The following is a 25,268-nucleotide window of genomic DNA, read 5'->3' as shown; positions in this document are numbered from 1 at the left end:
GTTTAACGATGTCTATGTTTAGTCATTGCTATTTCTAGCTACTTCATATTCCCATCAAAGCTTTCAAACAATAAACGCAATTCCGCCGCTTTTTCTGGATATTCCGTTAAAATATTGGTTCTTTCACTCGGATCCCAGGCAATGTTATGTAGTTCTTCAATAGCATCATAAGGTTTACCCGAAATCTGATTGACTCCACCCGCTATCCGACGATACTTCCAGTCACCTGACCGAACCGCCTCAACATGTCCATAATTCACTAAAAATATTGGTCTATGTGCTGTTTTTAAATCTTCCGATTTGCCGTTCAATAAAGAATCGATCGCTTGACCATCGATAGATTTCTTCGGCAATGATGCACCGGTCCATTTGGCGATGGTCGGCAACACATCCAAGTTGCTAATTGCCTGTCGAAGAACTTTCCCTTCTTGGGCATAACCTTTTCCATAAATAATGAACGGTACACGGACGCCACCTTCTGTTGTTTCGGCTTTCGACCCTTTGAAGACACCTGCAGTACCCACATGCCAGTTCTTTGTAGCGTGATCGTCAGACATTCGCGATGGATAAGCTATCCAGGGACCATTATCACTTGAAAAAATTAAAATGGTGTTATCGGCGAGGCCTTTTCGCTCAACCGTTTTCCAGAGCTCCGAAAAATTATGATCCAGCTCCTGCATCACCGCACCCAGAGGGCCTGCATTTTGCTGATCTGCAAATCGGTTCTTTTTGTTGGCAAATGCCAAAGGAAGATGCGGAAAATTATGCGCATAGTATAAAAAGAATGGATGATCTTTATCTTGATCTTCGATAAACTTCACTGTTTCTTTGTGATAAAGTGCGCTCAGATCCGAATCGTCGGGTGCCACGACTTCAGGTTTCCGATTCCGGAAGATCTTAATGACAGAGTCGGTCTTTACATAAGGATCGCGGTAATCGTGGCTATACAGCATGCCATAAAAAGAATCGAAGCCTTGCTGATTAGGATGATGGTAAGTTTGTTTATCTCCTAAATGCCATTTTCCGACCAATGCTGTCCGATAGCCTACCTTTTTTAATAATTCGGCAATCGTTTCCTCTTCATCAGGCAAGCCTAAATCTGAGCCTGGACCGATTGGTGCTGGAAGATTATAACGTGAAGCATATCTCCCGGTTAATAAAGAAGCTCTTGAAGGTGTACACGAGGGCGTAGAAACCATAAAGTTTGTTGCTCTCACGCCCTTACTGGCGATCGAATCCAAAAAGGGGGTTGAAATATTCGGACTTCCATAACAGCCAATGTCGCTATATCCGAGATCATCGGTCAAAATTAAGATAATATTAGGCTTTTTTTGCTGGGCATTGGCAAAAGCCACCAGTAAAAATAAAGCCATAGCGGTCATAAATTTAGTGTATCGCATCATAGTTGTATGAGTTAATTGGATTCGTGCCACAAGATAACAATTTTTACCAATTTGGATTCTGTTTTAAATTCGGATTGAGGTTAATTTCCCGTTGTGGAATGGGCCAGAGATAATGCTTTTTCGCATCAAAAACACGGCTTTCGGAGGCTGCTTCAACGACAACTGCCTCTCCGTTATTATTTTGATAGGTGATGCCATACACTTTACCGGGAACAACCTTTTCAGCAGTTTTCCATCGTCTTATATCCGCGAGATGCAACCCCTCAAATGCCAGTTCCACTGTACGTTCCCGACGAACCAGCTGACGAAGTTGTTCCTGATTTGCTTGATTACTTGTTATTGGAAGCTTTACATCCGTTCGTGAATTTCTAATTTGGTTGATGGCATCGTAAACACTGCCATCAATTTCGCCGAGCTCAATTTTTGCTTCCGCATAGGTCAATAATATCTCAGCATAACGTAATAGTATAATATTCAAGCCACTTTTAGAAGGGTTTGCCAAATCCTTTTTATCGATATACTTCTTTATATTGAAACCTGTTGTAGAAGCAATATAGGTGCTCCCCACAGCATCGGCAGTCCCACTATTTGGTGCTGGATGAAAAATTGCTCCATTTGGAAGTGGATCGCCATCCAAAAAAATTGAGAAAGCAAGCCTCGGATCGCGATTTTTATAGGGATTTTTGGAATCATAACCACTATTAGCATCCGTAATTAAATCCCCTTTAGATGTGGTATAGCTATCGACCAAGGCTTTGGTAGGCACATAGGTACTCTGCCCATTTTGCTGGCTATAGGGGGCCAAGAGGTTAAAGACACTTTGGGTGTATATATTCTCCAGAAATTGTTTATCCAACAACACCTCTTTGTTATTTTCAGCTGCATACGTAAACAGATTTGCGTACGAAGGGTAAAGCTCGAATCGTTTGCCCTCGATAATCGTTTTTGCTGCCTTTGCTGCTGCTGCAAAACGTCCTGCATATAAATCCGACCGGGCTTTCAGGCCCAATGCGGCCCAACGGGTTATGCGTCCGATATCGTTATTGGAGTAGCTTTCAGGCAAACTTGCCGCAGCCAGTTCCAATTCGCTGTCGATAAAATCATAGATTTCAGATAGCGTCGCTTGTTGTACTTCTCTTCCTTCCTGTAGTGTCAATGGTGCCTTTACCAGAGGAACTGCACCGAATAAATAGGCCAATTTGATATATTGATAGGCTCTTAACACGCGCGCTTCGCCGATATATCGAGCAATCAATGTTTCATCTTTGCTGCCCTCGATTTTACCAACATTCGCCAAAAAGTAATTGGCTGCACCGATTCCTTTATAGGCACTGCTCCAGGTGTTGTACAACCGAGAACTTGAAGCATCATAGGTACCCAATTCAATATAGGCATCCACAGCGAAAGGCTGATTGACATGGGCTATATCCGTCAATGCATCGGAATAGAAGATTTCTGCTCCATCCAGGTCGTTGTAGAGCGCATTTACAGCGAGCTCCGCATCGGCTTGGCTCTTCCAAAATATATTTTCCGACAGGCGGTCGGTAGGTACAGCATCTAACAGATTCTTATCACAGCTAATCAGCATAAGCGAAAACAGTCCGAAACTGAAAATCAGGTTTCTTTTTTGATATAGATAGTTGTAAAATTTCATTCGTTTTCAATTATATATTATTAACAATCACACTACAGCGTCAAATTGACGCCCAGTGTATAAAGGCCGGTTTGCGGATAATATACCGCTCGTCCAGATTCCGCTTCAGGATCCAGGTTCCATTCATTCAATTTTGAAATTGTCCATAAATTCGTCGCGGATAGGTATACCCGAAGTTTGTTGATTGCTGTCTTTCCGATAGCATGTAGTGGCACTGTATATCCAACCTGTATGTTTTTCAACCGCAGGTAAGAACCGTTAACCACTAAACGGTCCGAGGTTGCGACATTACGCAAATCATATTTGACCACGCGCGGAAAGCGTGCATCCGTATGTGTTGGTGTCCAATAATTGTTTGTAAATATTTCGTGTGTAAAGCCTTCCTGATTTCCCATCTCAGCCAATGCTCCTGACAATCGGGTATCGACTTTTGCTGCACCTTGAAAGAGCAGATCAAGATCAAAATTCTTAAAGGTGAAACTCCCATTTATTCCGAAGGTATATTTGGGGAAAGAGTTGCCAATAGCGGCCATGTCATTTGCATTGATCACCCCGTCGCCGTTCAAATCCACATATTTCACATCTCCGGGCTTCGTATTTGTAGCATACGTAGCGCCATAAGCTTGAATTTCCTCCGCAGACTGAAAGAGACCATCGGTCTTATATCCCCAAAGTGTGTTGATCGGAAGTCCTTTAGCAATAATATACCTTGGGTCAATATCCGATCCGGCAATGTAGGGTCCAGTACCTTTTAGATCGGTTACTTCATTATGGTTGATACTTAAATTTCCATTCAGCTGGTAAGCAAAAGCCCCAGGCGCACTTGGTCTTTTCTGATAATTTGCGCTGAATTCCCAACCGCGATTCAGTACTGTTCCCGCATTTTGGGGTGAAGGCTTTAATCCCAAAACGGCAGGAATATCCAGATTTAGTAGAATATCGTCAGTTACCTTTTTATAGTAATCCAGGGTAAAAGTCAAGCGATTGTTTAGGAAAGCGGCATCCAAGCCCAAATCATACTGCATCGTAGACTCCCAGCCCAATTGCTGATTGGCATAACTGTCCAGTCGATACCCCTGTACAGATTTACCCCCAAAATCATATCCTGCCGCAATGAGGGCAGAATAATAACTATACAAATCTACCGATTGGTTTCCTGTCTTGCCCCAGGAAGCACGCACTTTGAATTCGTTCAACGAATTTCGAATAGGTTCCCAAAAGTTTTCCTTGGATAAGAGCCATCCTGCTGATGCCGAAGGGAAAAAACCATATTGCCTGTCGCCCGCAAAACGGGATGAACCATCGTAACGCCCATTCACTTCGAGCAGATACTTGCCATCCCAATCGTAATTTACCCGACCAAAAAACGAACGCAAGCCATACTGCACATCATATCCATTATTGTTTTTGGTCGCATCATCGGCTCCCTGTCCGATGGAGGTGATATCATTATTGTAGAATCTTTCACGATAAGCCGTCAAGTAATTTTGGTAATTGTGAATCTGTGAATAGCCAACAAGTGCCTTAATATGATTTGGCCCAACCGCCAATTGATAGGTCAACAGATTGTTCCATGTATACTCGCTGCTATTATCACGAATTTCGTTTAATGAATTGATCGGAAAACTTTTTACAATACCTGTATTTCGGTCCTTATTTTCAAAAGCGTTCAAAAAGGTTTTGGTATTATTTAGGTTCACTCTTACACCAAATTGGGACGTAAATAACAAATTTCTCCACAATTGAATGTCGGTTTTAACGATGGAGCTTAAGTAGTTTTCATTAACCTTTTTAAAACCACTTTTCTCAATCAGCATCAAGGGGTTATTGCCTTGAGTACTCAATCCATAGGTACCATCATCATATTTAGGCACCACCCACATCGAGCCATGGAGAAAGTTGTTGATCGGATCACGTCCAGGCTCAGCGGCTTTGCTATATCGGTAGTTTATACTTCCTGTAAAATTAAGCCAAGAGCTTGCTTTATAATCGTTGTTTAGCCTAATATCCGCCAGTTCAGCGCCATAATGATCAATAATACCATCCTGTTTATTATAACGAACCGCCAATCTAGAACGTAGAATGTCATTTCCACCTGCGAATGACAAGGCATGGTCTTGTTGAGGAGCTGTTTTCAACAGTGTATCAAACCATGTATTCGGTAAAGGATATTTTTCGCGATCGGTCGCAGTCCGATAAGCCGTTATTGATTCGTCAGTAAATCGCGCCGGCACAGCCAGCCCCGCGTTACGGTAGGCGTCCTGTTGCAATTGGAGGTAGGATACGGCGTCCATCTGCTTTGGGGTGTTGATTGATTTTTGTAAGGCGTAGTAGCCATTATAATCAATCACAACATGTCCAGATTTTGCACTTTTGGTAGTTACAATAATTACACCGTTGGTCGCACGTGATCCATATATCGCCGTGGAAGCCGCATCCTTCAGGACTGAAATTGAAGCGATATCATTGGGGTTTAACTTGGACCAGGGTTGTTCAATTCCGTCCACAATGACCAAAGCATTATTCTTGCTGAGATCATATCCACTGGTGCTGCTCGAATTGGTATTAAATGTCGTCAATCCTCTAATTCGAATATTGGCAGCCGATTGCCCTGGTTTTCCACCAAGGTCTTGAACAGTCACCCCCGGTAATAAGCCCTGCAAAGCCTGCTGCGTATTAGAAACTGGTCTTTTCGTCAATTTATCACCATCAATACTGGCGATTGAATTGGTCAACGAGATTTTTTTCTGAGTTCCATAGCCAACAACCACCACCTCATCCAGGTCCTGTGTAACTGGCTCTAATTCAATTTTTGTGGGAGATTCGGAAACTAACAAGGTCTTTTTCTTATAGCCAATGCGCGAGAGTGTAATGGAAAATGGTAATTTCTGTCCCGTTACAATTTGAAAAAAACCTTTTTGATCTGTTGTAACAACATGCGTTACAGCTTCGAGTTGAATGGTTACGCCTTCAATAGGCTGCTTACGTTGACTATCATATACATAGCCTGATAAGGAAGCATTGACAATCGGTTTAACATCTGTTTGCGCATATACCTGATGCCCAACGCCAGATAACAATAAACATAGCGACAAGGTAGAATACCGGAGTACCCTAAGATTTTTCATAGATAAAGTATTAATGGTGAATACGAACAAGTGCCAACGCCAATCGAAAACTTGTTTTTATTTTGAAGACATGAGGGGAAGCGAGCGCCTCCCCTGCTGTCAGTTTGAGAAAAGATAAGGGAAATTATCCTATATGACACATTCGCATCTTTCTTACATCAGGGGATTTAGCCTTCAGAGACTTTGCAGTAATACTTACGAAAAATGTGCTTTTACTAATATTGATATGTTCCATAATAATGTGTTAATACGCCACGCTGAAAAGTAATGCATATTTTCAACAGCGATCTGTTATCTTTTCACAAATATAGGAGTAAATTTAATATAATCTACTAATTCTATAGATTTTCTTAAAATAAATATACGAGACCTGCAGAGGGACTATATAAGCAGACTGGTAGCCGTAAAAGGTTACCGATTAAGGTTAAGCAATGAATGCTTATTTTAAAGTTTTTAGATAGGTTTTAATCAGCAGTATTCCTTCATCATGCAGTACGGTGGTTCCCTTTTGAGGCATATGCATCTCTCCAAGCGTAGACATCCGTCCAATAATCTTCGCTTGTTTCAACCAAATTCCAGTTTCATGCATGGGGCTTTCATAACGAAGATCCAGCATGGTCATGTAGGCTGTCCCTTTCGGATTGTGACAATGGGCACAGTTGATTTCCAAATAAGCTCGCGCACGACTTGCAGTTGATTGGGCAAGGTCATCATAACTCGGTAAATTCGTGAAGCTTTTGAAGGACTTCAGATCGAGAGCCCCCTGTTTGGTCAACTGCACCAGTTGCTGAATGCTGTCACCATCGTGACCGATTATCCGGTTCAGATTTCTGATCTTTGGACATATCGGAAACAGCTGATTTCCTTGTCGATGGCATGCCATACAATCGTTTCGTGAAGGAATAATATAATTTGTTTGTCGCTCGTCACCTTTGCTGTCCAAAAACGAAACATGCACGGAAGCACTGTCCATCAACAACAAAGCTTCATCTTGGGCTGCATTCCATTGATAGGTTGCTGCATTCCACTGTCCGTCTTTATAAATCAACAGCCGTGTTTCAAGCAATTGCTGTCGTACATCTCCGGCCGCATCTTTTTGCGGATAAAAAAATGTTTTGGCAATTAGGGTACCATCGGGGAAGCTGGGCAAACCATCATCTGAGGCGATCATTTTTTTTCCCCTGGGAAGAAAGATGACGCGCTTTTTATCGGTATAGTCTGTAAATAAGGTGGAGGCTAATTCATAGGAAATTCCCTGGTCGTTTGGAACAAGATCAGCAATTTTGCCTTTGAATAAATTGTAATCAGATAATTTATCTCGAAACACAATATTATCTTTAGCGATTGTACCCCGCCCCGTATTATTCAATACAATAAAAAATATAGGTATCAATAGAATACCCATCAAAATCAGCACTTTCTTCATTTCACTAATGCTCTTTTCTACCGTTCAAGTCCGTTTTAAATTCGGGCGAAGATAAGATAAAAAAGAGATTACGCTGATTGATATCTGCTATTGAGGTTCAGATTTTACAATGCGTACAGAAAACAATAAAAGTCCCGTTATTTTATCAAAAAATAAAACGGTTTCATGGCTATATACGCGAATAAAAGGTTATATTTAGCTGTCTTTTAACCAAAACTTCGGCTACATGGAAGATATGATTCTCTATAATCGACTTCAGTTCGCATTTACGATTACATTCCATTATTTATTCCCTCAATTGACCATGGGTTTATCCCTCATGATCGTCTATTTCAAATGGAAATTTCTACGGACACAAAACGAAGATTACAACCATGCATCCAAATTTTGGATGAAAATCTTTGCGCTTAACTTCACCATGGGCGTTGTAACAGGTATCCCCATGGAGTTTCAATTTGGTACCAACTGGGCTAAATTTTCTGAACTTACGGGTGGTATTATCGGACAGACCTTAGCCATGGAAGGTATGTTTTCCTTTTTCCTGGAGTCATCATTTCTGGGGATGTTTCTTTTTGGAGAGAAGTTGCTGGGGCATAAGCTCCATTTTTTATCCGGACTCATGGTCTTTATTGGATCTTGGGCTAGTGGTTTCCTGATTATCGCCACACATTCCTGGATGCAGCACCCTGTTGGGTATGAGATTCTTGAAAATGGCAAATTTGTGCTGAACAATTTTAGTGCATTATTCAATAATCCATGGTTATGGCCATCTTATTTACATAATCAAGCCGCTTCGTTGGTGACCAGTTCCTTTTTTGTGGCCTCTATTGGAGCTTTCTATCTCCTAAGTGACCGGCATAGTAAGTTTGGAAAGATATTCGTTAAAAGTGGCGTCATCTTCGGCGCCATTTCATCGGTTATTTTGGCATTTCCTACGGGAGACCTTGCCGCCAAAAACGTAGTCAAATATCAGCCCGCAGCCTTTGCCGGCATGGAGGGCATTTTCAAAACGGAGCAAGGCGGATCCGAGATTATCCTGGTCGGCCAACCCGACATGGAAAACAAAAAGCTGGACAATAAAATAGCGGTGCCGAATGTCTTGAGCTTCCTCACCTACCAGCGCTGGGATGCAGAAATCAAAGGATTAAATGAATTTGACCAGTCCTTACATCCAACCAACGTACCCGGACTGTATTACAGTTATCACATCATGGTAGGGCTGGGTACCATATTCATCGGCATTATGGTCCTGGGAGCGCTACTGCTTTGGCGGAACAAATTGTATCAAACGAAATGGTTATTGTGGATCATCATGTTTATGATTCCTTTTCCATACATCGCGAATACTGCAGGTTGGTATACAGCTGAACTGGGACGGCAACCTTGGCTTGTTTATAATCTCATGCGAATGGTAGACGGTGTATCCCCTACCGTATCTTCCGGAAATACATTATTTACCTTTCTCGGCTTCGTCGGTTTGTACATTCTTTTGGGCTTGTTATTTCTGATGTTAGTCTTGAAGATCATTAGAAAAGGTCCTGAAACGACAGTTGCATTAACCTAATTAGCTATGGAAATATTCTGGTTTATCGTATTAACTTTTATGCTGGGAATTTATATCGTACTCGATGGGTACGATTTTGGAGCGGGAATTATCCATTTATTCTTTGCTAAGACCGAACAGGAGAAAAAAGCTGTTACCAACTCAATTGGGCCGTTTTGGGATGCCAATGAAGTCTGGCTCATCGCCTCTGGTGGTGTCCTATTTTTTGCTTTCCCCACACTCTACGCCTCCTCCTTCAGTGGTTTCTACCTTCCCCTAATGCTTGTACTTTGGTTACTTATTTTTAGAGCAATAAGTCTTGAACTCAGAGGTCAGGTTCATCATCGTCTTTGGGAAGCTTTATGGGATAAGGCTTTCGGCCTCGCAAGCCTGTTGCTGGCACTTTTCTTTGGCGCCGCGCTGGGCAATGTCGTTCGCGGAGTAAACCTGGGTATGGTAGAGAATGGTGTATCTACCCAAGAGCCGCACTATTTCTTCTTGGCACTTTGGAACCCGACATTTGACCCATTAGCCCAACATCAAGGCATCATAGACTGGTTCACTATCATATTAGGTTTAGTTGCCGTCGTTACATTAACCATCCACGGCGCAGGCTGGGTCATTCTGAAAACATCCAGTACATTGAACACGAGACTAAAGAACATTGTTTTTAAGCTCAACTTTGTCTTGCTTATTCTCGTCATACTATCGGCCTATGTATGGCATTATGTGAAACCCATCTCCCTTAACAATCTTCAAAATCATTATTGGCTATGGATATTCCCTGTGATAGCTGCCGTTGGATTACTTGGACAATTTTGGATCAAAACCTTTAAAAAAGATGGTATTGGCTTCCTATTTTCATCGCTGTTCATCCTAGGGAGCTTTGCGACGACCGTTGCTTCCATGTTCCCGATAGTATTGCCTTCAACGAATGACGTAAACCCCTCCTTGACGATTCAAAATGCGGCGGCGCATGAATATGGTCTTTCCGTAGGTTTAGGCTGGTTTATGTTTGCCGCAATTCTGGTGATTGCCTATTTTATCATCCAATTTAGGGTCTTCAAAGGTAAGCTGGATGACGTGGGTTACGGCGAACATTAAGAGCGGTCTCTATTCGAGTCCCAACAACTTATGTTTCATTGCCAGCTGTACGAGCTCAATCATATTTTTAACTTTGAATTTAGTCAGGAGATTGCGTCGATGCGTTTCAACCGTAACTGGACTTAAAAACAACTGTTCAGCAATTTGGTTGGTCGTAAGTCCCTTGGAGATCAACGTCAAAATCTCTTTTTCACGCTGTGTAAGCCGAGGTAGACCGCTGATCGTCGAAATTGCACCACGATAAAGTTCTTTTGCCCGATCACAAACGGCCTCTTTCCCATCGAGCCCGAGCTCTACGCAGCGCAGGAATTCTTCGTTGGTAACATCCTTTAAGATATAGCCATTTCCACCAGCCTGCATAAACTGAAAAATAAGGTTTCCATCGGCTAAATTGCTCAATGCAACAATGGGAATCATCGGAAACAGTTTCCTCACCTGTGTACAGACATCCACCCCATTTGTCTTTAACAGCTGCATATCCATCAGGATGAGATCGGCCCCCGTGATCTTTAAAAATTCAATTAACGCAATCTCTTCCAAAAAGGGGTATACGAGATACCCATCCTGATTATTGAGAAAAGAAGCGACACCTTCCAACAATAAGGGATGATCGTCTAACACTGCAATTATCTTCATGACTCCGCTTATTTAAACCGTTACACCAATTTCGATCTGCGTTCCAGATCCAAGCTTACTCTGAATATCAATTGATCCATTGATCCATTTCACCCTGTTGACCATATTATTTAAACCCAATCCATAATTTAACACAGCAGAATCAAAGCCTTTGCCATTATCCTCAACGAGGATATGGAGTACTTCCTCAGATTTACTTACCTGAACGATAATTGAATCTGCATTTGCATACTTTAGTGCATTTGAAATAGCTTCTTGAACAATTCGATACAGGGCCAACCCCTTTTGAAAGTCCACATTCAATTCAGGCTCGTAGTTCTCAAACTGGATCGAAACGTTACTATTTTTCATCGCCATACACAATTGCTCCAATGCTGCTATCAATCCAAACTGACGCAGCGATTCGGGCATCAGGTTATGGGATATCCGTCTTACTTCACCTAAAATATCGTTCAACTTCTGCGGCACTTCATCTGTCAAGAGCGTACTCTTTGCCACATCGCCGGCAATCTTAAATTTTAAACCTGTCAACATGCCACCTATGCTATCGTGCAGATCTTGGGCAATACGCTGACGCTCCTGCTCCTCTCCTTTTAGCATCGATTCCGAAATTTGCAACTGCTTTTCCTTTTCCATTTTGTCCAATGCGATTTCGTGATTGAGCTGTATCTGTGTATTAAGCTTCCTTTGTTTTCGATAGGAAAAAGTAACAAATAGCACAATAAAGAAAAGCAAAACGGCAATACCCAAAACGAGGAAAATCCGAAATTGGTTGCGTTCCTTTTCTGCGCGCAGATTCAGAATCTCTTTTTCTTTTTCTACGGTTTTATATTTTGCTTCCATCTCATTCATTTTCTCCAACAATTGGACCTTCTGAATACTGTCGGATAGCTGATTTGCCTTATTGGACATTTTCAGCGCATCCTGATAATTACCCATCAGCTCATTTACAGCCGCCAGTTGACTGTACACAATTTTACTGTTGTAAAGATCTCGCGTTAATAATCCATTTTTTACGATTTCCTCCAACTGTAGTTTAGCATCAGCATACTTTTTCTGCAGGAGATACACATTAAACTTTCTGAACCGCATCATCTGGAATAATTTCCAATTGTTCATTTTCACCGACCAATCCAACCCGATATCCAGCAGACGAAGGGCTTCATCAGTCTGTTGCTTTGTGGTAAAATAAAGCGCCTCATTGTAATAGTAATTGGGTAATTGCGAAGAATTTGGATAATCTTTCAAGAGCTGTTTGACTTTATCCAGTAGCACTCTTGCTTCTTTAGATTTCACCTGATAGCAATAATTGCTGACTGTATTGAGATAAGCCACCACAAGTGCTGTACTCGGCGGTTGCTGCTCGAGTTGCTTGATGGCCAATTGATGATATTCATCAGCTTTTGCAAGCTGATTGGACGACATAAAGGTCATGCCGATCATCGTATTTATACTACCTTCCATGATGGGGTCATGTGCTTTGGCATAAGGCAGGCACTTCCCGTTTAGGATATCCAGAAAATCAGCAAATCCTTTTTTAGGAAATCGAATCAAGCCCAGATTATACCAAGCTTTGGCCAAAAGGCCCTGCTGAAAAGGTTTTTGCGCATTTCCAAGGAGGTCTACACATCGTTGGGCTTCAATTCCGGCATTTTTACTATCCAGAAATTGTCCATAATAAAAGCTTTTGTAGAGTGCCCCCATCGCCTGTAAACTCCGGAATGGTTTGGCGAAACGCTCCCCCGCCCGCATATGATCCCAAAATTTGGTCGTATCCCTAAATCGATAGTAATCTGCCAAATAAAAATACTGCATCGCCTTCACACTGTCATCCGAACTCGACAGCAATAACCTTTCCGCATCAGATCGATATTTATTCTCATCCAATGGCAGAAAACTCTGTGCAGTTACAAGATGCACAGTAAAGTATACTATAAAAAAGGCAATTATCTTCGTTAACTCTTTCAACTGAAACATTATTAATCCAATTTCTTAATCATTTAAACAATTAAACTAAATGGGGCCTTTTCAGCCAATGGTTTCATAATATGCAACAAGAAAGTCTGATGGTGGTTCAAGACTTCTCCCTACGTCTAAATTTGCGGTCGATCCGGCTTCGTCAAAGTCGACAGTAGAAAACGTAGGTCGGAAAACCGCAAAGGCAATTAGCGGATCCAAAAAACAAAGATATATCTCCGCGATGAATTGCTAAAGATATTCTTCTACTTTTTTGAAATTAATTTTCCATACAGGATTTGGCCAGTCTATTTAAATATAGGCTAAAACATCTTCCGTTGATAAAAAAGCCTCTCGAGCGATCGAGAGGCTTTTTATCAATGATATTCGCTGCTCTTTTTGGTAGCAATATCGATCAGCAAGTCAAGCTTACATTGGTAAGCCGAAGATACCACATGTGGATTATCCGGCTCAAAAAGCATAGATTTCATCATAGGCACACTAAAAGGCAATGTCCAGGCGCGGAGCGACTTCGCGATAGCATCCATTGCATTAATGCCCTGTAGTGCGTGTACACCATCGGCCCAACAAACCAGTCCGATATGTTTATCCGTCAGGTAAGCCGGTTTATTTTTAGCACTGACCTCAAGCCAATCCAAACAATTTTTCATGACACCGGGAACACTACCATGATAAAGTGGAGACAACCAAAAATGTACATCCGCTTCCAGAAACTGGTTATTCATAATCTTGACGGCATTGGGTACCCGATTGAGGCTCAAATCAAATAAGGGTATTCCGCTATCAGCCAGGTTAAAAATCGTATTTTCAACACCTCGTTGGTTTAGTTGGTCGGAAAAATAGTGTGACAATTTTCCCGAAGTAGATTCTTGCCTTCTTTCCAAGGCGCCATTGAATATTAATGCTTTCATTATACTTTCCCTTTTTTAAAAATAACTTTTGCCATACCAACCTCACCATACATCAAGGTCTGCACAATAGGAATCAAACGTTCCGTCGCCAACATATAAAGTGACGCCGGGATATTCGGACGGGCCCGTATGACAACCTTTTGCTGCTGAAAATGCGATAGATCCATTGCTTGCAAAGCCTGTATCCACAAATCTATTTCCAAAGCCTCTACCGTCTTAAAATCGTAATACGCTGCAACAGGATGAAGTTTTTCCGCCAGGGTCATATAGACCCAAGGCGGGATAATTGCGTCGACAGAACAGTTGATAGCAACCGCCTGATTTCGGAAAGCAGACCAGTCCACCGCGGTCAACGCTTCTCGGAATTCCTTTTCTTTCACGATTGCTTCCCGATACAACAATGTTTTGATGTCAAAACTTTGGATGGCGAGATTGGACTTAAAATCAATCAGATCTAAAGCCAATATACCAGTGTTTTCAACTTTATTTATAAACATATCAAACCAAGCCTGCAATCACGGCATCGTATTTTTGTTCAACAACAGACCAATCCAAAAGCGACCAAAATGCATCTAAATAATCGGCCCTTTTATTCTGATATTTCAAATAATAGGCATGCTCCCAAACATCGACACCCAAAATAGGAAAACCCCTGCCGATCGATTGTGTATCCATCAGGGGATTATCCTGATTGGCGGTTGCGACGACAGCTAAGGCACCGGAATGCTTAACATAAAGCCAGGACCAACCCGAACCGAACTGCCCAAGCCCCGCATTTTTGATATTGGCTTTGAGCTCTTCTAAAGAACCAAAGGCTGCATTTATCTCATCTGCTAACTTCCCTGTAGGTACCGTTTTTGGATTGGGCGATAAGATTTCCCAAAATAACGTATGGTTAAAGTGACCGCCGCCATTATTGCGGACTGCTGGGCTATATGTACTTATGTTTGTGAGTATATCCAATAGCGTGTCAGCTTCGCTTTCCGATCCTTCCAATGCCTTATTTAGGTTGTCGACATAAGCTTGATGATGCTTTTGATGATGAATCGTCATGGTCTCGCGATCAAAATAAGGTTCAAGCGCCGCATAGGCATATGATAACTGGGGTAATTGAAATTTGTGCATAGTTTTATTGTTTTTTATGATAAGTCAAAACTAGAGAATCAATTTTAATAAAACAACTAAACAGTTGTTTTATTAAAGTCATAAAACTAAATTCGAAAAGACTAAACCTGTATCTGAAACACTTTTTAGAACAAAAAATAAAAATGCTATCTTTGTTGGTAGTACATAAAACAACTTTTTTATTGTCAAATGCAGAAAAGTCCAGCTGATCGAATATTGATGTTATTAAAAATGCGCCGAGAAGCCACAGCAGCTGTGATTGCAACAGCGTTGGCGATAACAAAAGAAGGCGCCCGTAAACATTTATTGAACCTCGCGAATCAAAACCTGATCGTATCCAATGCCCGTAGCGAAGGTATAGGCCGCCCCTCGACTTATTACAGTCTGTCGCCACAGGGTATGGCAAGATTCCCAGATAGTCATGCCGACATTACAGTACAATTGTTGCAGTCGATTAAACAGGTGCTTGGCGAGAATGCGTTGGATCTACTGATTAGTGACCGGGAGTCTAAGGTATATCAGAAATATACTGAAGCGCTATCAGGTATTGAATCCATCGAAAAAAAACTTGAAATTATAGCCGCAAAAAGAACAGAGGAAGGCTATATGGCTGAATGGAGGAAAGAAGCCGACGATTATCTTCTCATTGAAAATCACTGCCCCATATGTGCCGCAGCGACCGAATGTCAGGGATTTTGCCGGTCAGAACTGAATAATTTCCAGCAACTCATCGGTCCGGCCTTTCGCATCTGTAGAACAGAATACATCATCGAAAACGCGCCTCGCTGTACCTATCGCATTTCAAAGGCGAAGTAAAACCAATTTCTAAGACATTCCTGCACAAATTACTAATATACCAAAAAGTATTTTTTATATTTGCATTAAAAGAACAGGAATAACATGTCAAAAGCAGAACAGACACGGCAATATATCATTGAAAAAACTGCGCCCATTTTTAATAAGAAAGGCTATTTTGCGACTTCGCTCTCGGACATCACGACAGCGACAGGATTAACAAAAGGAAGTATCTATGGTAATTTCAAGGACAAAGATGACCTGGCTACTCATGTGTATACCTATCAGAGCAAAAAAATCGCCGAAGCCGTTAATCAGCAGATTATACAGCAAAAAACAGCGTTAAAAAAACTCTTGTCTTTTCTAGATTTCTACAAGGAAAATTTCAAAAATATCGCAGCTTCAGGAGGCTGTCCTATGATGAACGCGGCTGTAGAGGCCGATGACTCGCTGTCTTTTCTAACACCTAAAGTCAAACGCTCTTTTGACCTATGGAGACAACAGTTAATTCTAATCCTTGAAGAAGGAGTTGCCAGCGGCGAATTTAAACAGCATATTTCTACCGAAAATTATGCTATTACGTTTATGGCTATGGTTGAAGGCGGAATCCTGCTTTCCAAGATTTCCGGCCGAGCAAAAGATCTTGCCATTGTATTGGATAAAATGAAGGATATGGTGGATCGGGAGATCAAGGCGTAATTTTTTTTACAAAAACAAATACCAATTGGTATATTAATACATTTATATCAAAAAAAAGAGATGAAAAGAGTAGTAATAACTGGCATGGGAACGATTAACCCGCTGGGAGAAAATATAGACATATTTTGGGACAACATTTTACGGGGCGAGAACCATACAACGCTTATTAGCCGTTTTGATGCCTCGTTGTTTCGAACACAGATTGCAAGTGAAATTAAGCATTTTCAACCCGAAAAATACTTAGATAGAAATGAGATTAAACGAAGTGATCTCTTTACGCAATATGCTTTGTACAGTGCAGCGCAGGCGATGGAAGATTCGGGACTAGATCTCGATACCATGGATCCATTTGATATCGGTGTGATCTGGGGTGTTGGTCAGGGTGGAATGGAAACTTTCGAAAACGAAGTTGAGGCTTACGTAACGGGAGATTATAAACCGAGATTCAGTCCTTTCTTTGTTCCTAGACTTATTGTGAATATGGCTTCAGGCATGATTTCAATGAAGTATGGCTTAAAAGGAATCAATTACACCACCGTATCAGCTTGTGCCACATCCAATACGGCCTTTATGGACGCCTTTAATTACATTAGGCTCGGCAAAGCCAAAGTCTTCATCAGTGGCGGTTCAGAAGCCCCCATCACACCGGCATCAGTTGGCGGCTTTTCTGCAATGAAAGCCATGTCGAGCCGGCATGATAGTCCACAGACTGCGAGTAGACCCTTTGACCGCGATCGTGACGGTTTTGTCATGGGTGAAGGAGCCGGAGCACTCATCTTGGAAGAATATGAACATGCCAAGCAAAGAGGCGCAAAAATTTACGCAGAGCTTGTTGGGGCTTCAATGACCGCAGATGCTTACCATATGACCTCGCCCCATCCCGAAGGGATAGCGGCAGCCAAAGCCATGTCATTGGCGCTGGAAGAAGCAAAAATCGATATCAGCCAGCTCGACTATTTGAATCTCCATGCGACTTCCACACCAGTGGGTGATATCGCCGAACTTAAGGCCGTGCAACGGGCTTTTGGAAGCCCAAATAATCTATGGGTCAGTTCCACCAAATCGATGACAGGACATTTACTTGGGGCGGCTGGCGCTATCGAAGCAATCATTGCCATAAAATCCATCAACAATAATGTAATTCCTGCAACTATTAATATCGAAAATATCGATCCCGATATTCCCGAAGGAGTTCAGATTGTCATCAATCAACCGCATGAAAAAACAGTTCAGACCGCAATGAGCAATGCATTTGGCTTTGGAGGACACAATTCGAGTATCGTCTTCAAAAAGATTTAATTTTTTTGAAATAATTCTTGACAAAGTGTAAAAAACACACTATCTTTGTAGTATCATAATTTAGGTTTATAATTGGTTATTTAAGGTTTTCATTCTCCCCGTTTGAAAACCTTTTTTTTTGCCTATTTTTTTCATCAATTGCACGTATAGATCTGCTTTTTTGAATCGTTATTCCTGTTTGAAGGTCTTTAGGTTTATTTCCAGGAGTCGAATGGGTATAGAATTAGCATCACATCTGCATATCAACTTATAGCTAATCACAATTTTCAATCAATTTTTAGACAGTGATTCGTCACTCGTTATTCAGTTTCCACTGAGTCATCACTGAACGAGCACTGAACAAACACTGAACGAGCACTGAACAAGCACTATCTAAAACTATAATATAATTCCTACTTGATCCACAGTTGATTCGAAAAAAATTAAGACGAAAAAAGATAAGAGAGAACATTCTAACTGTCTTACACGTACATTGGAATTTAAAATGTGGTAAAATAGCAATTAAAGGATGCTATTTAAAGGCTATAAAAAACAGCGAGGCAACGGAAGTTGCCTCACTGCAAACCTGTTCTTTCATTTTACGAGTTTTAAATCGATAGTTGCCTTGTTGTACTTTAGCGGCAAGCCTAAATCTTGATTTCGGTACTGTATTCTAAATCACAGAGTAAAGCGTTTGTTTATATTGCTGCACATATTCTTTCGGATTGCAGCCTACGATTTGTTTAAAAACCCGATTAAAATTGGTTATGCTATTAAATCCGCAGTTATAGGCAATAAATGAAACACTGTCTAAGTGATCTTCATTTAACTGGTTACATACTTCCTTGACTCTTATTCTATTGAGGTAGGTGACAAAGGTAACACCGCAATGCTTTTTAAAATAACGGCAAAATGCCTGTGGAGTAAGATTAGCATGATCAGCAACATCCTCTAAGGTAATTTCGTCCCTATAATGTTCTTTAATATAATTACAGATAAAATTTATGCGATTCGGTCCTTGTATATTATCAAAAACCACTTCTACCCTTTCATTACAAAGCGCTTCTGCTTCACGGGATATATTTGCTAAAGACCACAATAGATAGAAGAAATGCATCAGTTTATCCATTTGGTCTGCAGATTTTAATAAACAGACCCGTTCTGCTATTTGGGGAAAATATGAATCGGGAACCTTAAACCCTCTTGAGTTGTTATAAATAAACTGATTCAACGATTCAAATTCCTCCAGGGAAAAAAGCGATTTAAGCCTTCCATTTGGATCGAAAAAAATGGAAACGGAGCGAGATTCATTCGAGAATCCGTCCTGGGAGGCAGACTTAAATACATGTGGTTGATTCGCTCCCAAAAAGAAAATATCATTTTCCTTAAAAGGATGTAAGGTGTCTTCCACAATCAAAACTCCCTTACCTTTTTTTATCCACATTAATTGAGCTTCTTGATGTCGATGGAAATGAGGATAAAAAGTTTCCAATATATCTTCTTGAATTGTTAGACTCTGTCCTCGCATGGTCGGCACATTAAATTGGAGCGTTTTCATATAGGTTTGTTTAGTTTTATGTTTACTGTTTAGTAACATAAATATAACAACTCCAAAGCAACAACACGACTTGGAAATAAAACATAAAAATACTATACTAAAATATGTTTAGTATTCGACAATATTTAATAATCCTCTAATAATACCACACACAAAACAACGAATTGACAATAAAAACCCATTTATATTGGAAAAATGGGTTAAAATACAATTAGACTTTGATAAATTGTGATAATTATTATTCAATAGAAAGATTGAACTTTATTAAATTTCGTTTTTAGCACTTTTTAGTATAAAAAACGGAGAACATATCATTTGTAACAAGAACAAACACTACACATTAAAGAAAGACCTTTTAAATAAATCATTTTGAAGCGCATAAATTTTACGATATTCGTACTACACAATAGGCACCTAATTAGACAATCCAACTTCAAATAATTCCCAAAACTTATGTTCAAAAAAGAAGTATATCTTAATCGCCGAAATAATCTGTTATCAAAGTTCACAACTGGCAAAATTCTTTTGCTAGGTAACATTGAAAATCCGATCAATTTTGAGCACAATACCTATCCATTTCGTCAAGACAGCAGCTTTTTATATTATATAGGTATCAAAAGTCCATGTTTGGCGGCCGTATTGGATGCTGAAAAAAACGAGACCATATTATTTGGCGACGAAATGACAATCGATGATATTGTGTGGATGGGTCAACAGCAAACTTTAGCTGAAAAGGCAGACCTGTCGGGTATCGACAAAATCCTGCCTTTCAATCAACTTTTCGACTACCTTAGCAAAGGAAAACAGGAGGATATTCACTATCTTCCTCCTTATCAGTCGCATAATAAATTATTACTTGAGCAGCTAACCGGCCGTACTGCAAATCAGCTCACCCCCTCTGTGGCTTTGATTAAAGCAGTCGTCGCACAAAGAAGCATTAAATCGGCAGAAGAAATCCTCGAACTGGAGAAAGCGGTAGATATTGCCGTTGAGATGCATCGTATCGCTATGCGTATGACAAAACCTGATTGTTACGAATATCAGATCAGTAATGCCATGCAGCATTTTGCGCAAGATCAGGGTACCTCCTTCTCCTATCCACCGATAGTTACAAAACGTGGTGAAATCCTACACAATCATATGCAATTTCACCAACTTTATGCAGGTGATCTGCTTCTCAATGATTCGGGCGTCGAAACCGCTATGGGCTATGCGTCAGACTTGACCAGAACCTTTCCTGTAGGAAAACGTTTCACTGCGTTACAAGAGGAAATATACCAGATTGTTTTACATGCGTTTAAAACGGCAGAGCAGCTCCTGACTGCCGGAATCCACTTTAAAGAAATTCATTTAAAAGCTTGTGAAGCGCTTGTAGACGGACTTATACAAACAGGATTTATGAAAGGGAATACGCAAGATGCTGTCGCGAACCATGCCCATGCACTTTTCTTCCAATGTGGACTCGGCCATATGCTCGGCCTCGATGTACATGATATGGAAGATCTCGGCGAGCAATATGTTGGATATACCGAAGCAGAACCAAAGGATACCCAAACTTTTGGCATTAAATCGCTGCGGCTCGGTAAGAAACTGGAAGCTGGTAATGTGCTAACCGTTGAACCTGGCATCTATATTATTCCAGAACTAACGCAGCTTTGGGAGCAACAAAATTTACACAAAGAATTTATCAACTATGATTTCTTAAATAAACAGCTTGATTTTGGTGGGGTTCGTATTGAAGACAATTACTTGATCGAGCAGAATGGATACCGACGTCTCGGACAATACCTTGAACGTGAAATCCAGGAAATCTATCAGCTTAAAGACAATCCAATTGACTAAATAAACTCGTGATAAAACCTTGAAAGTGAACTGAAATCTTTTTTGGGGATTCTTAAAAAAAACAGATAAACAAATGAACAGAATTAAACAGTTAATCTTTATTATCCTTATACTGGTTTTTTATGCGCCAAATTTACTTGTTGCACAGCGATTGTGGACAGATCAGGGTGACCAGTATTATGAATTTTCCGACAAGGGAATAGAAACGGTAAATCCGCTAAATGGCATGCGGACAGTCTTCCTTTCGCAACAATTACTTATTCCAAAAGGCGCGACGGCGGCCTTAAAGGTCGAAAATTTTTCCATCTCCAAAAATAAGGAGCTTATTTTGATCTATACCAATAGCAAAAGAGTATGGCGAGAGAATACGCGCGGTGATTATTGGGTTTACAACAAGAAGACCAATCAATTGCAGCAACTAGGCAAGAAATTCCCAGCCTCGCAACTGATGTTTGCGAAGTTTAACCCGCAAGCGGATAAAGTAGCATACGTGAACAAAGCTGACCATAATATCTACCTAGAGGATCTCGCCAATGGCAGCATTGTTTCGGTTACTAACGATGGTACAGACCGTTTAATCAATGGTACTTTCGACTGGGTATACGAAGAAGAATTTGGTTGTAAAGACGGTTTCCGTTGGTCGCCGGACGGCACTTCCCTTGCTTATTGGAAACTTGACGCCCGCAACATCCGCAATTTTCTAATGATCAACAATACCGATAGCCTCTACTCCTACACCATTCCCGTAGAGTATCCTAAAGTTGGACAATCACCGAGTGCCTGCTCCATATGGACTTATGAACTTGCAAATAGCAAGAACACACAGATCAATATCCCGGGAGATCCCAACCAGCATTACATCCCACGTATGGAGTGGTGCCTTGATAGCAAACAACTTATTCTGGAGCAACTCAATAGAAAACAGAATGAGAGCAAGATCTACACTGTTGCACTCTCCGATAATAAAGCGCAGAACATACATCAGGAGCAAAGCGATTCGTGGATTGATATCAAAGCACGGTGGAACAACAACGATCCTTCCGGATGGGACTGGGTTCAAGGCGGCAAGGCCTTCATCTGGGTATCTGAAAAGGACGGCTGGCGCAAAATTTACCAGATCGATCTAGCAGGAAATGAGAAGCTGGTTATGAAAGCCGATTATGATATGATCAATCTTGATTTTTTTGATCCGAAAAATGAAACCATTTATTTTACGGCCTCGCCAAGCAATGCGACGCAAAAATACCTCTACAGCGTATCTACAAAAGGTGGCGTTCCAAAACGACTTACACCAGGCTCATACGAAGGAACCTGCGATTATGATATTTCAAAAGACGGTAAAATCGCCATCTTCAACTTTAGCAACCGGACAACATTACAGCACAATGCCGTTATTGAATTACCGACCCACAAAATACGCGTCGACTTTGAACTGAAACGTGAAAAGAAAGTCAGCGACGGCATTGCGGAGTTTTTTAAAGTTAAAACCACCGAAGGTATTGAATTAGATGGCTGGATGGTAAAGCCACTGGATTTCGATCCCAATAAAAAGTATCCTGTTGTCTTTATGGTTTATGGCGAACCCGCATCACAAACTGTGATAGACAATTTTGGTGCAGGTTATAACAGTCTATATAAAGGAAATATGGCACAGGACGGTTATATTTATATTTCGTTGGATAATCGCGGTACGCCTGCTCCTAAAGGCAGCTCTTGGCGAAAAAGCATCTACCGCAATATCGGACAGCTCAATATTCGCGACCAGGCTTTAGCAACGCAAGAAATACTGAAATGGCCGTTTGTCGACAATTCACGCGTGGCCGTTTGGGGCTGGAGCGGTGGCGGATCGAGTACGCTTAACCTATTGGGGCAATATCCGCAGATCTATAAAACCGGTATTGCCATTGCAGCGGTAGCCAATCAGTTACTATACGACAATGTATACCAAGAACGCTATATGGGCCTTCCGCAAGAAAATCTGGCGGACTTTGAAAACGGCTCGCCACTGAAATATGCAAAAAATATCAAAGGCAACCTACTCTACATCCATGGAACTGGAGACGACAATGTGCACTATCAAAATGCCGAAGTCCTGATCAATGAACTGATCAAAAATAACGTGCAGTTCCAGCTGATGTCTTATCCAAACCGCAGCCATTCAATTAGCGAGGGACAGGGCACACATGAGCATTTAAGGACATTATTTACAAACTATCTAAAATTACATTGTCCTCCGGGAGGAAGATAGACTGAATCGTTATTATTTAAAAATGAAAAAAATACTGTTATATGCATTGGGTACCTGCGGTCTATTGACCGCAGGTATACAGCAATCGGCAGCGCAGCTGATGAAAGAAAAAAATGAATTCACAAGAGCGGATTCACTGCGCGGATACCTGACGCCATTACGCACCTGCTACGACATCCAATACTATCATCTGGATGTTAAGGTGGATATAGATAATAAATATATTTCAGGTTCAAACCTTTTCCGTTTCAAGGCCACGACTGATTTTAACCGCCTGCAATTTGATCTTTTTGCAAATTTAAAAGTAAATAAAGTCATTTATAAAGGGAAAGAACTTTCCTTTACCAGAGAGCACAATGCGGTCTTTGTCGAATTTCCTACTGCGATCAAGAAAGGGACACAGGATGAATTTACCGTGTTTTATGAAGGTCATCCGACAGAGGCGGTTAAAGCTCCATGGGATGGTGGCTTTGACTGGAAAAAAGACAGCAAGGGCAAACCGTGGGTAGCAACCGCATGCCAGGGTATGGGCGCGAGTGTCTGGTGGCCAAACAAAGACCATCAATCCGATGAAGTGGATAGTATGATGATTTCCATTGCCGTCCCAAAAGAGGTGATGAATGTGTCCAATGGTCGCCTGGTCAAAGTAGAAAAAATGAAGGATGGTTATACCAAATACCATTGGAAAGTCGCCAATCCGATCAACAACTACAATGTCGCCATCAATATCGGCGATTATGTTCATTTTAAGGAAAAATATAAAGGTGAAAAAGGACCATTGGATATAGATTACTATATCTTGCGCGAAAATGATACGGCAGAAAAGAAAGCCCATCTTCAAAAAAATGCCAACCAGACCTTAGAGGCTTTTGAACATTGGTTTGGTCCATATCCGTTCTATGAAGATGGCTATAAGCTTGTTGAAACCTACCATACAGGCATGGAACACCAAAGTGCCATCGCCTATGGAAACCATTATCAAAATGGCTATCGTGGCGGGGATGCGTCGGGAACTGGCTGGGGACATAAATGGGATTTTATTGTGGTCCACGAATCTGGCCACGAATGGTTTGGCAACAATATAACCTCCGCTGATCTGGCCGATATGTGGATCCATGAAAGCTTCACGAACTATTCTGAAGGTTTATTTATCGACTATTTCTATGGCAAAGAAGCTAGCCAAGCGTACGCTCATGGTATCCGAAGTGGAATCCAAAATGACAGCCCCATTCAGGGCCCCTACCACGTCAATAAAGAAGGATCTGGCGATATGTACCCTAAAGGCGGTGTCATGCTCAACATGATCCGTACAATGATTGACAACGATGAAAAATGGCGAAATATTCTCCGGGGACTAAACAGCAGGTTTTATCATCAGCAAGTCGATTATAATGATATCGTCAACTACGTAAATCAGCAATCCGGTTTAGACCTGTTAAAAGTATTTGAACAGTATGTACAGCATACCGCCATTCCTACACTGGAAATCAAACAAGATCCTTCGGGGAGAGTCTTGGGCCGATGGATCAGTGAAGTCAAAGGCTTCCATATGCCTATACATATTGGCGTAAAAGGTCAAAAAAGAGAACTTATCCAGTTGGATCAACGTTTCAGACCGATTAAAATAGCCGGTTTAACGAAAGATAATATTGATATCGATACGTTCAACTATTATGTTGGCGTATTGGTCGAATAAAACGGATTCAAGGTTACAGACATAAAATAAATGCAACGCCCCGGAAAGTAAGTCACTTTCTGGGGCATTGTATTTATTGAACCACTCTTATCGCTTCATAAGTATTCCCAATTGGACCCTTCATGACTTCGCAAACACCAAAAGCAATGAAAGCAAACTGAAGGTTCCTTCTGTCCAATAAGATCAGGTACTTTCAGAAAAAATAGGCAATAAACCTACATTACTGGATCATTCATTATAGGATC

18 protein-coding genes are annotated in these 25,268 nt (G+C 41.1%); 8 read left to right on the top strand and 10 right to left on the bottom strand.

Annotated elements, in window-relative coordinates; all coding sequences use genetic code 11:
• Positions 1-38: 38 nt before the first annotated feature.
• The 4 genes from B3H30_RS22470 to B3H30_RS22455 all read right to left on the bottom strand — a co-directional run bounded on the left by B3H30_RS22470 (position 39) and on the right by B3H30_RS22455 (position 7,611).
• The gene (locus tag B3H30_RS22470) at positions 39-1,373 is read right to left on the bottom strand and encodes a sulfatase-like hydrolase/transferase (protein WP_254667765.1); all 1,335 of its coding nucleotides are present in this window, start codon (positions 1,371-1,373) and stop codon (positions 39-41) included.
• Positions 1,374-1,446: 73 nt separating this feature from the next.
• Positions 1,447-3,057, bottom strand: a complete 1,611-nt coding sequence (locus B3H30_RS22465; protein ID WP_070569525.1) for a RagB/SusD family nutrient uptake outer membrane protein — start codon at positions 3,055-3,057, stop codon at positions 1,447-1,449.
• 32 nt (positions 3,058-3,089) lie between these two features.
• Complete coding sequence (locus B3H30_RS22460; RefSeq protein WP_070569522.1) at positions 3,090-6,185, bottom strand: SusC/RagA family TonB-linked outer membrane protein; 3,096 nt, start codon at positions 6,183-6,185, stop codon at positions 3,090-3,092.
• Between the two features lie 439 nt (positions 6,186-6,624).
• On the bottom strand, positions 6,625-7,611 hold the full coding sequence (locus B3H30_RS22455; RefSeq protein ID WP_070569519.1) for a hypothetical protein: 987 nt from the start codon (positions 7,609-7,611) through the stop codon (positions 6,625-6,627).
• Between the two features lie 226 nt (positions 7,612-7,837).
• Here B3H30_RS22455 and B3H30_RS22450 point away from each other — a divergent pair, with 226 nt between their 5' ends.
• Together B3H30_RS22450 and cydB are read left to right on the top strand one after the other, a co-directional pair.
• Complete coding sequence (locus B3H30_RS22450) at positions 7,838-9,175, top strand: cytochrome ubiquinol oxidase subunit I (RefSeq protein WP_070569516.1); 1,338 nt, start codon at positions 7,838-7,840, stop codon at positions 9,173-9,175.
• A 6-nt stretch (positions 9,176-9,181) separates the two neighbouring features.
• Positions 9,182-10,258 carry a cytochrome d ubiquinol oxidase subunit II gene (cydB, locus tag B3H30_RS22445; protein WP_070569513.1) on the top strand — a complete coding sequence of 359 codons (1,077 nt, stop codon included), beginning with the start codon at positions 9,182-9,184 and terminating at the stop codon, positions 10,256-10,258.
• A 9-nt stretch (positions 10,259-10,267) separates the two neighbouring features.
• On the opposite strand, the gene B3H30_RS22440 is transcribed toward cydB, so the two are convergent.
• The 5 genes from B3H30_RS22440 to B3H30_RS22420 all read right to left on the bottom strand — a co-directional run bounded on the left by B3H30_RS22440 (position 10,268) and on the right by B3H30_RS22420 (position 14,907).
• Entirely contained in the window at positions 10,268-10,894 is a 627-nt protein-coding gene (locus B3H30_RS22440) for a LuxR C-terminal-related transcriptional regulator (RefSeq protein WP_070569509.1), read from the bottom strand.
• A 12-nt stretch (positions 10,895-10,906) separates the two neighbouring features.
• Positions 10,907-12,862: a sensor histidine kinase gene (locus B3H30_RS22435; protein WP_172462337.1), complete on the bottom strand. Its 1,956-nt coding sequence runs from the start codon at positions 12,860-12,862 to the stop codon at positions 10,907-10,909.
• 365 nt (positions 12,863-13,227) lie between these two features.
• Positions 13,228-13,782, bottom strand: a complete 555-nt coding sequence (locus B3H30_RS22430; RefSeq protein ID WP_070569503.1) for an NADPH-dependent FMN reductase — start codon at positions 13,780-13,782, stop codon at positions 13,228-13,230.
• Entirely contained in the window at positions 13,782-14,279 is a 498-nt protein-coding gene (locus B3H30_RS22425; RefSeq protein WP_070569500.1) for a DUF2480 family protein, read from the bottom strand. Before B3H30_RS22425 ends, B3H30_RS22430 begins: the two co-directional genes overlap by 1 nt.
• Before the next feature lies 1 nt (position 14,280).
• Positions 14,281-14,907, bottom strand: a complete 627-nt coding sequence (locus tag B3H30_RS22420) for a superoxide dismutase (RefSeq protein ID WP_070569497.1) — start codon at positions 14,905-14,907, stop codon at positions 14,281-14,283.
• Between the two features lie 189 nt (positions 14,908-15,096).
• On the opposite strand from B3H30_RS22420, the gene B3H30_RS22415 reads away from it, so the two are divergent.
• The 3 genes from B3H30_RS22415 (at position 15,097) to fabF (ending at position 17,700) form a co-directional block, all read left to right on the top strand.
• A complete protein-coding gene (locus tag B3H30_RS22415; protein ID WP_204990747.1) occupies positions 15,097-15,723 on the top strand; it encodes a helix-turn-helix transcriptional regulator in 627 nt (208 codons plus the stop codon).
• Between the two features lie 84 nt (positions 15,724-15,807).
• The gene (locus B3H30_RS22410; protein WP_070569491.1) at positions 15,808-16,401 is read left to right on the top strand and encodes a TetR/AcrR family transcriptional regulator; all 594 of its coding nucleotides are present in this window, start codon (positions 15,808-15,810) and stop codon (positions 16,399-16,401) included.
• Positions 16,402-16,461: 60 nt separating this feature from the next.
• Positions 16,462-17,700, top strand: coding sequence for a beta-ketoacyl-ACP synthase II (gene fabF, locus B3H30_RS22405; RefSeq protein ID WP_070569489.1), 1,239 nt, complete (start codon positions 16,462-16,464; stop codon positions 17,698-17,700).
• 652 nt (positions 17,701-18,352) lie between these two features.
• Here the strand turns inward: fabF and B3H30_RS22400 are convergent.
• Complete coding sequence (locus B3H30_RS22400) at positions 18,353-19,237, bottom strand: AraC family transcriptional regulator (protein ID WP_070569964.1); 885 nt, start codon at positions 19,235-19,237, stop codon at positions 18,353-18,355.
• 453 nt (positions 19,238-19,690) lie between these two features.
• Between B3H30_RS22400 and B3H30_RS22395 the strand changes: the two genes are divergently transcribed.
• The 3 genes from B3H30_RS22395 (at position 19,691) to B3H30_RS22385 (ending at position 25,023) form a co-directional block, all read left to right on the top strand.
• Positions 19,691-21,079 (top strand): aminopeptidase P family protein, encoded by a 1,389-nt coding sequence (locus tag B3H30_RS22395; RefSeq protein WP_070569486.1) that lies wholly within the window; start codon positions 19,691-19,693, stop codon positions 21,077-21,079.
• A gap of 73 nt (positions 21,080-21,152) precedes the next feature.
• Positions 21,153-23,327 (top strand): S9 family peptidase, encoded by a 2,175-nt coding sequence (locus B3H30_RS22390; protein WP_070569483.1) that lies wholly within the window; start codon positions 21,153-21,155, stop codon positions 23,325-23,327.
• A gap of 22 nt (positions 23,328-23,349) precedes the next feature.
• Positions 23,350-25,023, top strand: a complete 1,674-nt coding sequence (locus tag B3H30_RS22385; RefSeq protein WP_070569480.1) for a M1 family metallopeptidase — start codon at positions 23,350-23,352, stop codon at positions 25,021-25,023.
• The last annotated feature ends 245 nt before the right edge of the window (positions 25,024-25,268 follow it).

The sequence above is a fragment of the Sphingobacterium sp. UBA7038 genome (assembly GCF_002494055.1).
Taxonomy (GTDB): domain Bacteria; phylum Bacteroidota; class Bacteroidia; order Sphingobacteriales; family Sphingobacteriaceae; genus Sphingobacterium; species Sphingobacterium multivorum.
This window is presented reverse-complemented; position numbering and strand designations above follow the sequence as displayed.

What these genes read in the sequence shown, in the direction of transcription:
- B3H30_RS22470 (WP_254667765.1), bottom strand. Translation starts at nt 1,373, where the DNA reads ATGGCTTTATTTTTACTGGTGGCTTTTGCCAATGCCCAGCAAAAAAAG.
- B3H30_RS22465 (WP_070569525.1), bottom strand. Translation starts at nt 3,057, where the DNA reads ATGAAATTTTACAACTATCTATATCAAAAAAGAAACCTGATTTTCAGT.
- B3H30_RS22460 (WP_070569522.1), bottom strand. Translation starts at nt 6,185, where the DNA reads ATGAAAAATCTTAGGGTACTCCGGTATTCTACCTTGTCGCTATGTTTA.
- B3H30_RS22455 (WP_070569519.1), bottom strand. Translation starts at nt 7,611, where the DNA reads ATGAAGAAAGTGCTGATTTTGATGGGTATTCTATTGATACCTATATTT.
- B3H30_RS22450 (WP_070569516.1), top strand. Translation starts at nt 7,838, where the DNA reads ATGGAAGATATGATTCTCTATAATCGACTTCAGTTCGCATTTACGATT.
- cydB (WP_070569513.1), top strand. Translation starts at nt 9,182, where the DNA reads ATGGAAATATTCTGGTTTATCGTATTAACTTTTATGCTGGGAATTTAT.
- B3H30_RS22440 (WP_070569509.1), bottom strand. Translation starts at nt 10,894, where the DNA reads ATGAAGATAATTGCAGTGTTAGACGATCATCCCTTATTGTTGGAAGGT.
- B3H30_RS22430 (WP_070569503.1), bottom strand. Translation starts at nt 13,782, where the DNA reads ATGAAAGCATTAATATTCAATGGCGCCTTGGAAAGAAGGCAAGAATCT.
- B3H30_RS22425 (WP_070569500.1), bottom strand. Translation starts at nt 14,279, where the DNA reads ATGTTTATAAATAAAGTTGAAAACACTGGTATATTGGCTTTAGATCTG.
- B3H30_RS22420 (WP_070569497.1), bottom strand. Translation starts at nt 14,907, where the DNA reads ATGCACAAATTTCAATTACCCCAGTTATCATATGCCTATGCGGCGCTT.
- B3H30_RS22415 (WP_204990747.1), top strand. Translation starts at nt 15,097, where the DNA reads ATGCAGAAAAGTCCAGCTGATCGAATATTGATGTTATTAAAAATGCGC.
- B3H30_RS22410 (WP_070569491.1), top strand. Translation starts at nt 15,808, where the DNA reads ATGTCAAAAGCAGAACAGACACGGCAATATATCATTGAAAAAACTGCG.
- fabF (WP_070569489.1), top strand. Translation starts at nt 16,462, where the DNA reads ATGAAAAGAGTAGTAATAACTGGCATGGGAACGATTAACCCGCTGGGA.
- B3H30_RS22400 (WP_070569964.1), bottom strand. Translation starts at nt 19,237, where the DNA reads ATGAAAACGCTCCAATTTAATGTGCCGACCATGCGAGGACAGAGTCTA.
- B3H30_RS22395 (WP_070569486.1), top strand. Translation starts at nt 19,691, where the DNA reads ATGTTCAAAAAAGAAGTATATCTTAATCGCCGAAATAATCTGTTATCA.
- B3H30_RS22390 (WP_070569483.1), top strand. Translation starts at nt 21,153, where the DNA reads ATGAACAGAATTAAACAGTTAATCTTTATTATCCTTATACTGGTTTTT.
- B3H30_RS22385 (WP_070569480.1), top strand. Translation starts at nt 23,350, where the DNA reads ATGAAAAAAATACTGTTATATGCATTGGGTACCTGCGGTCTATTGACC.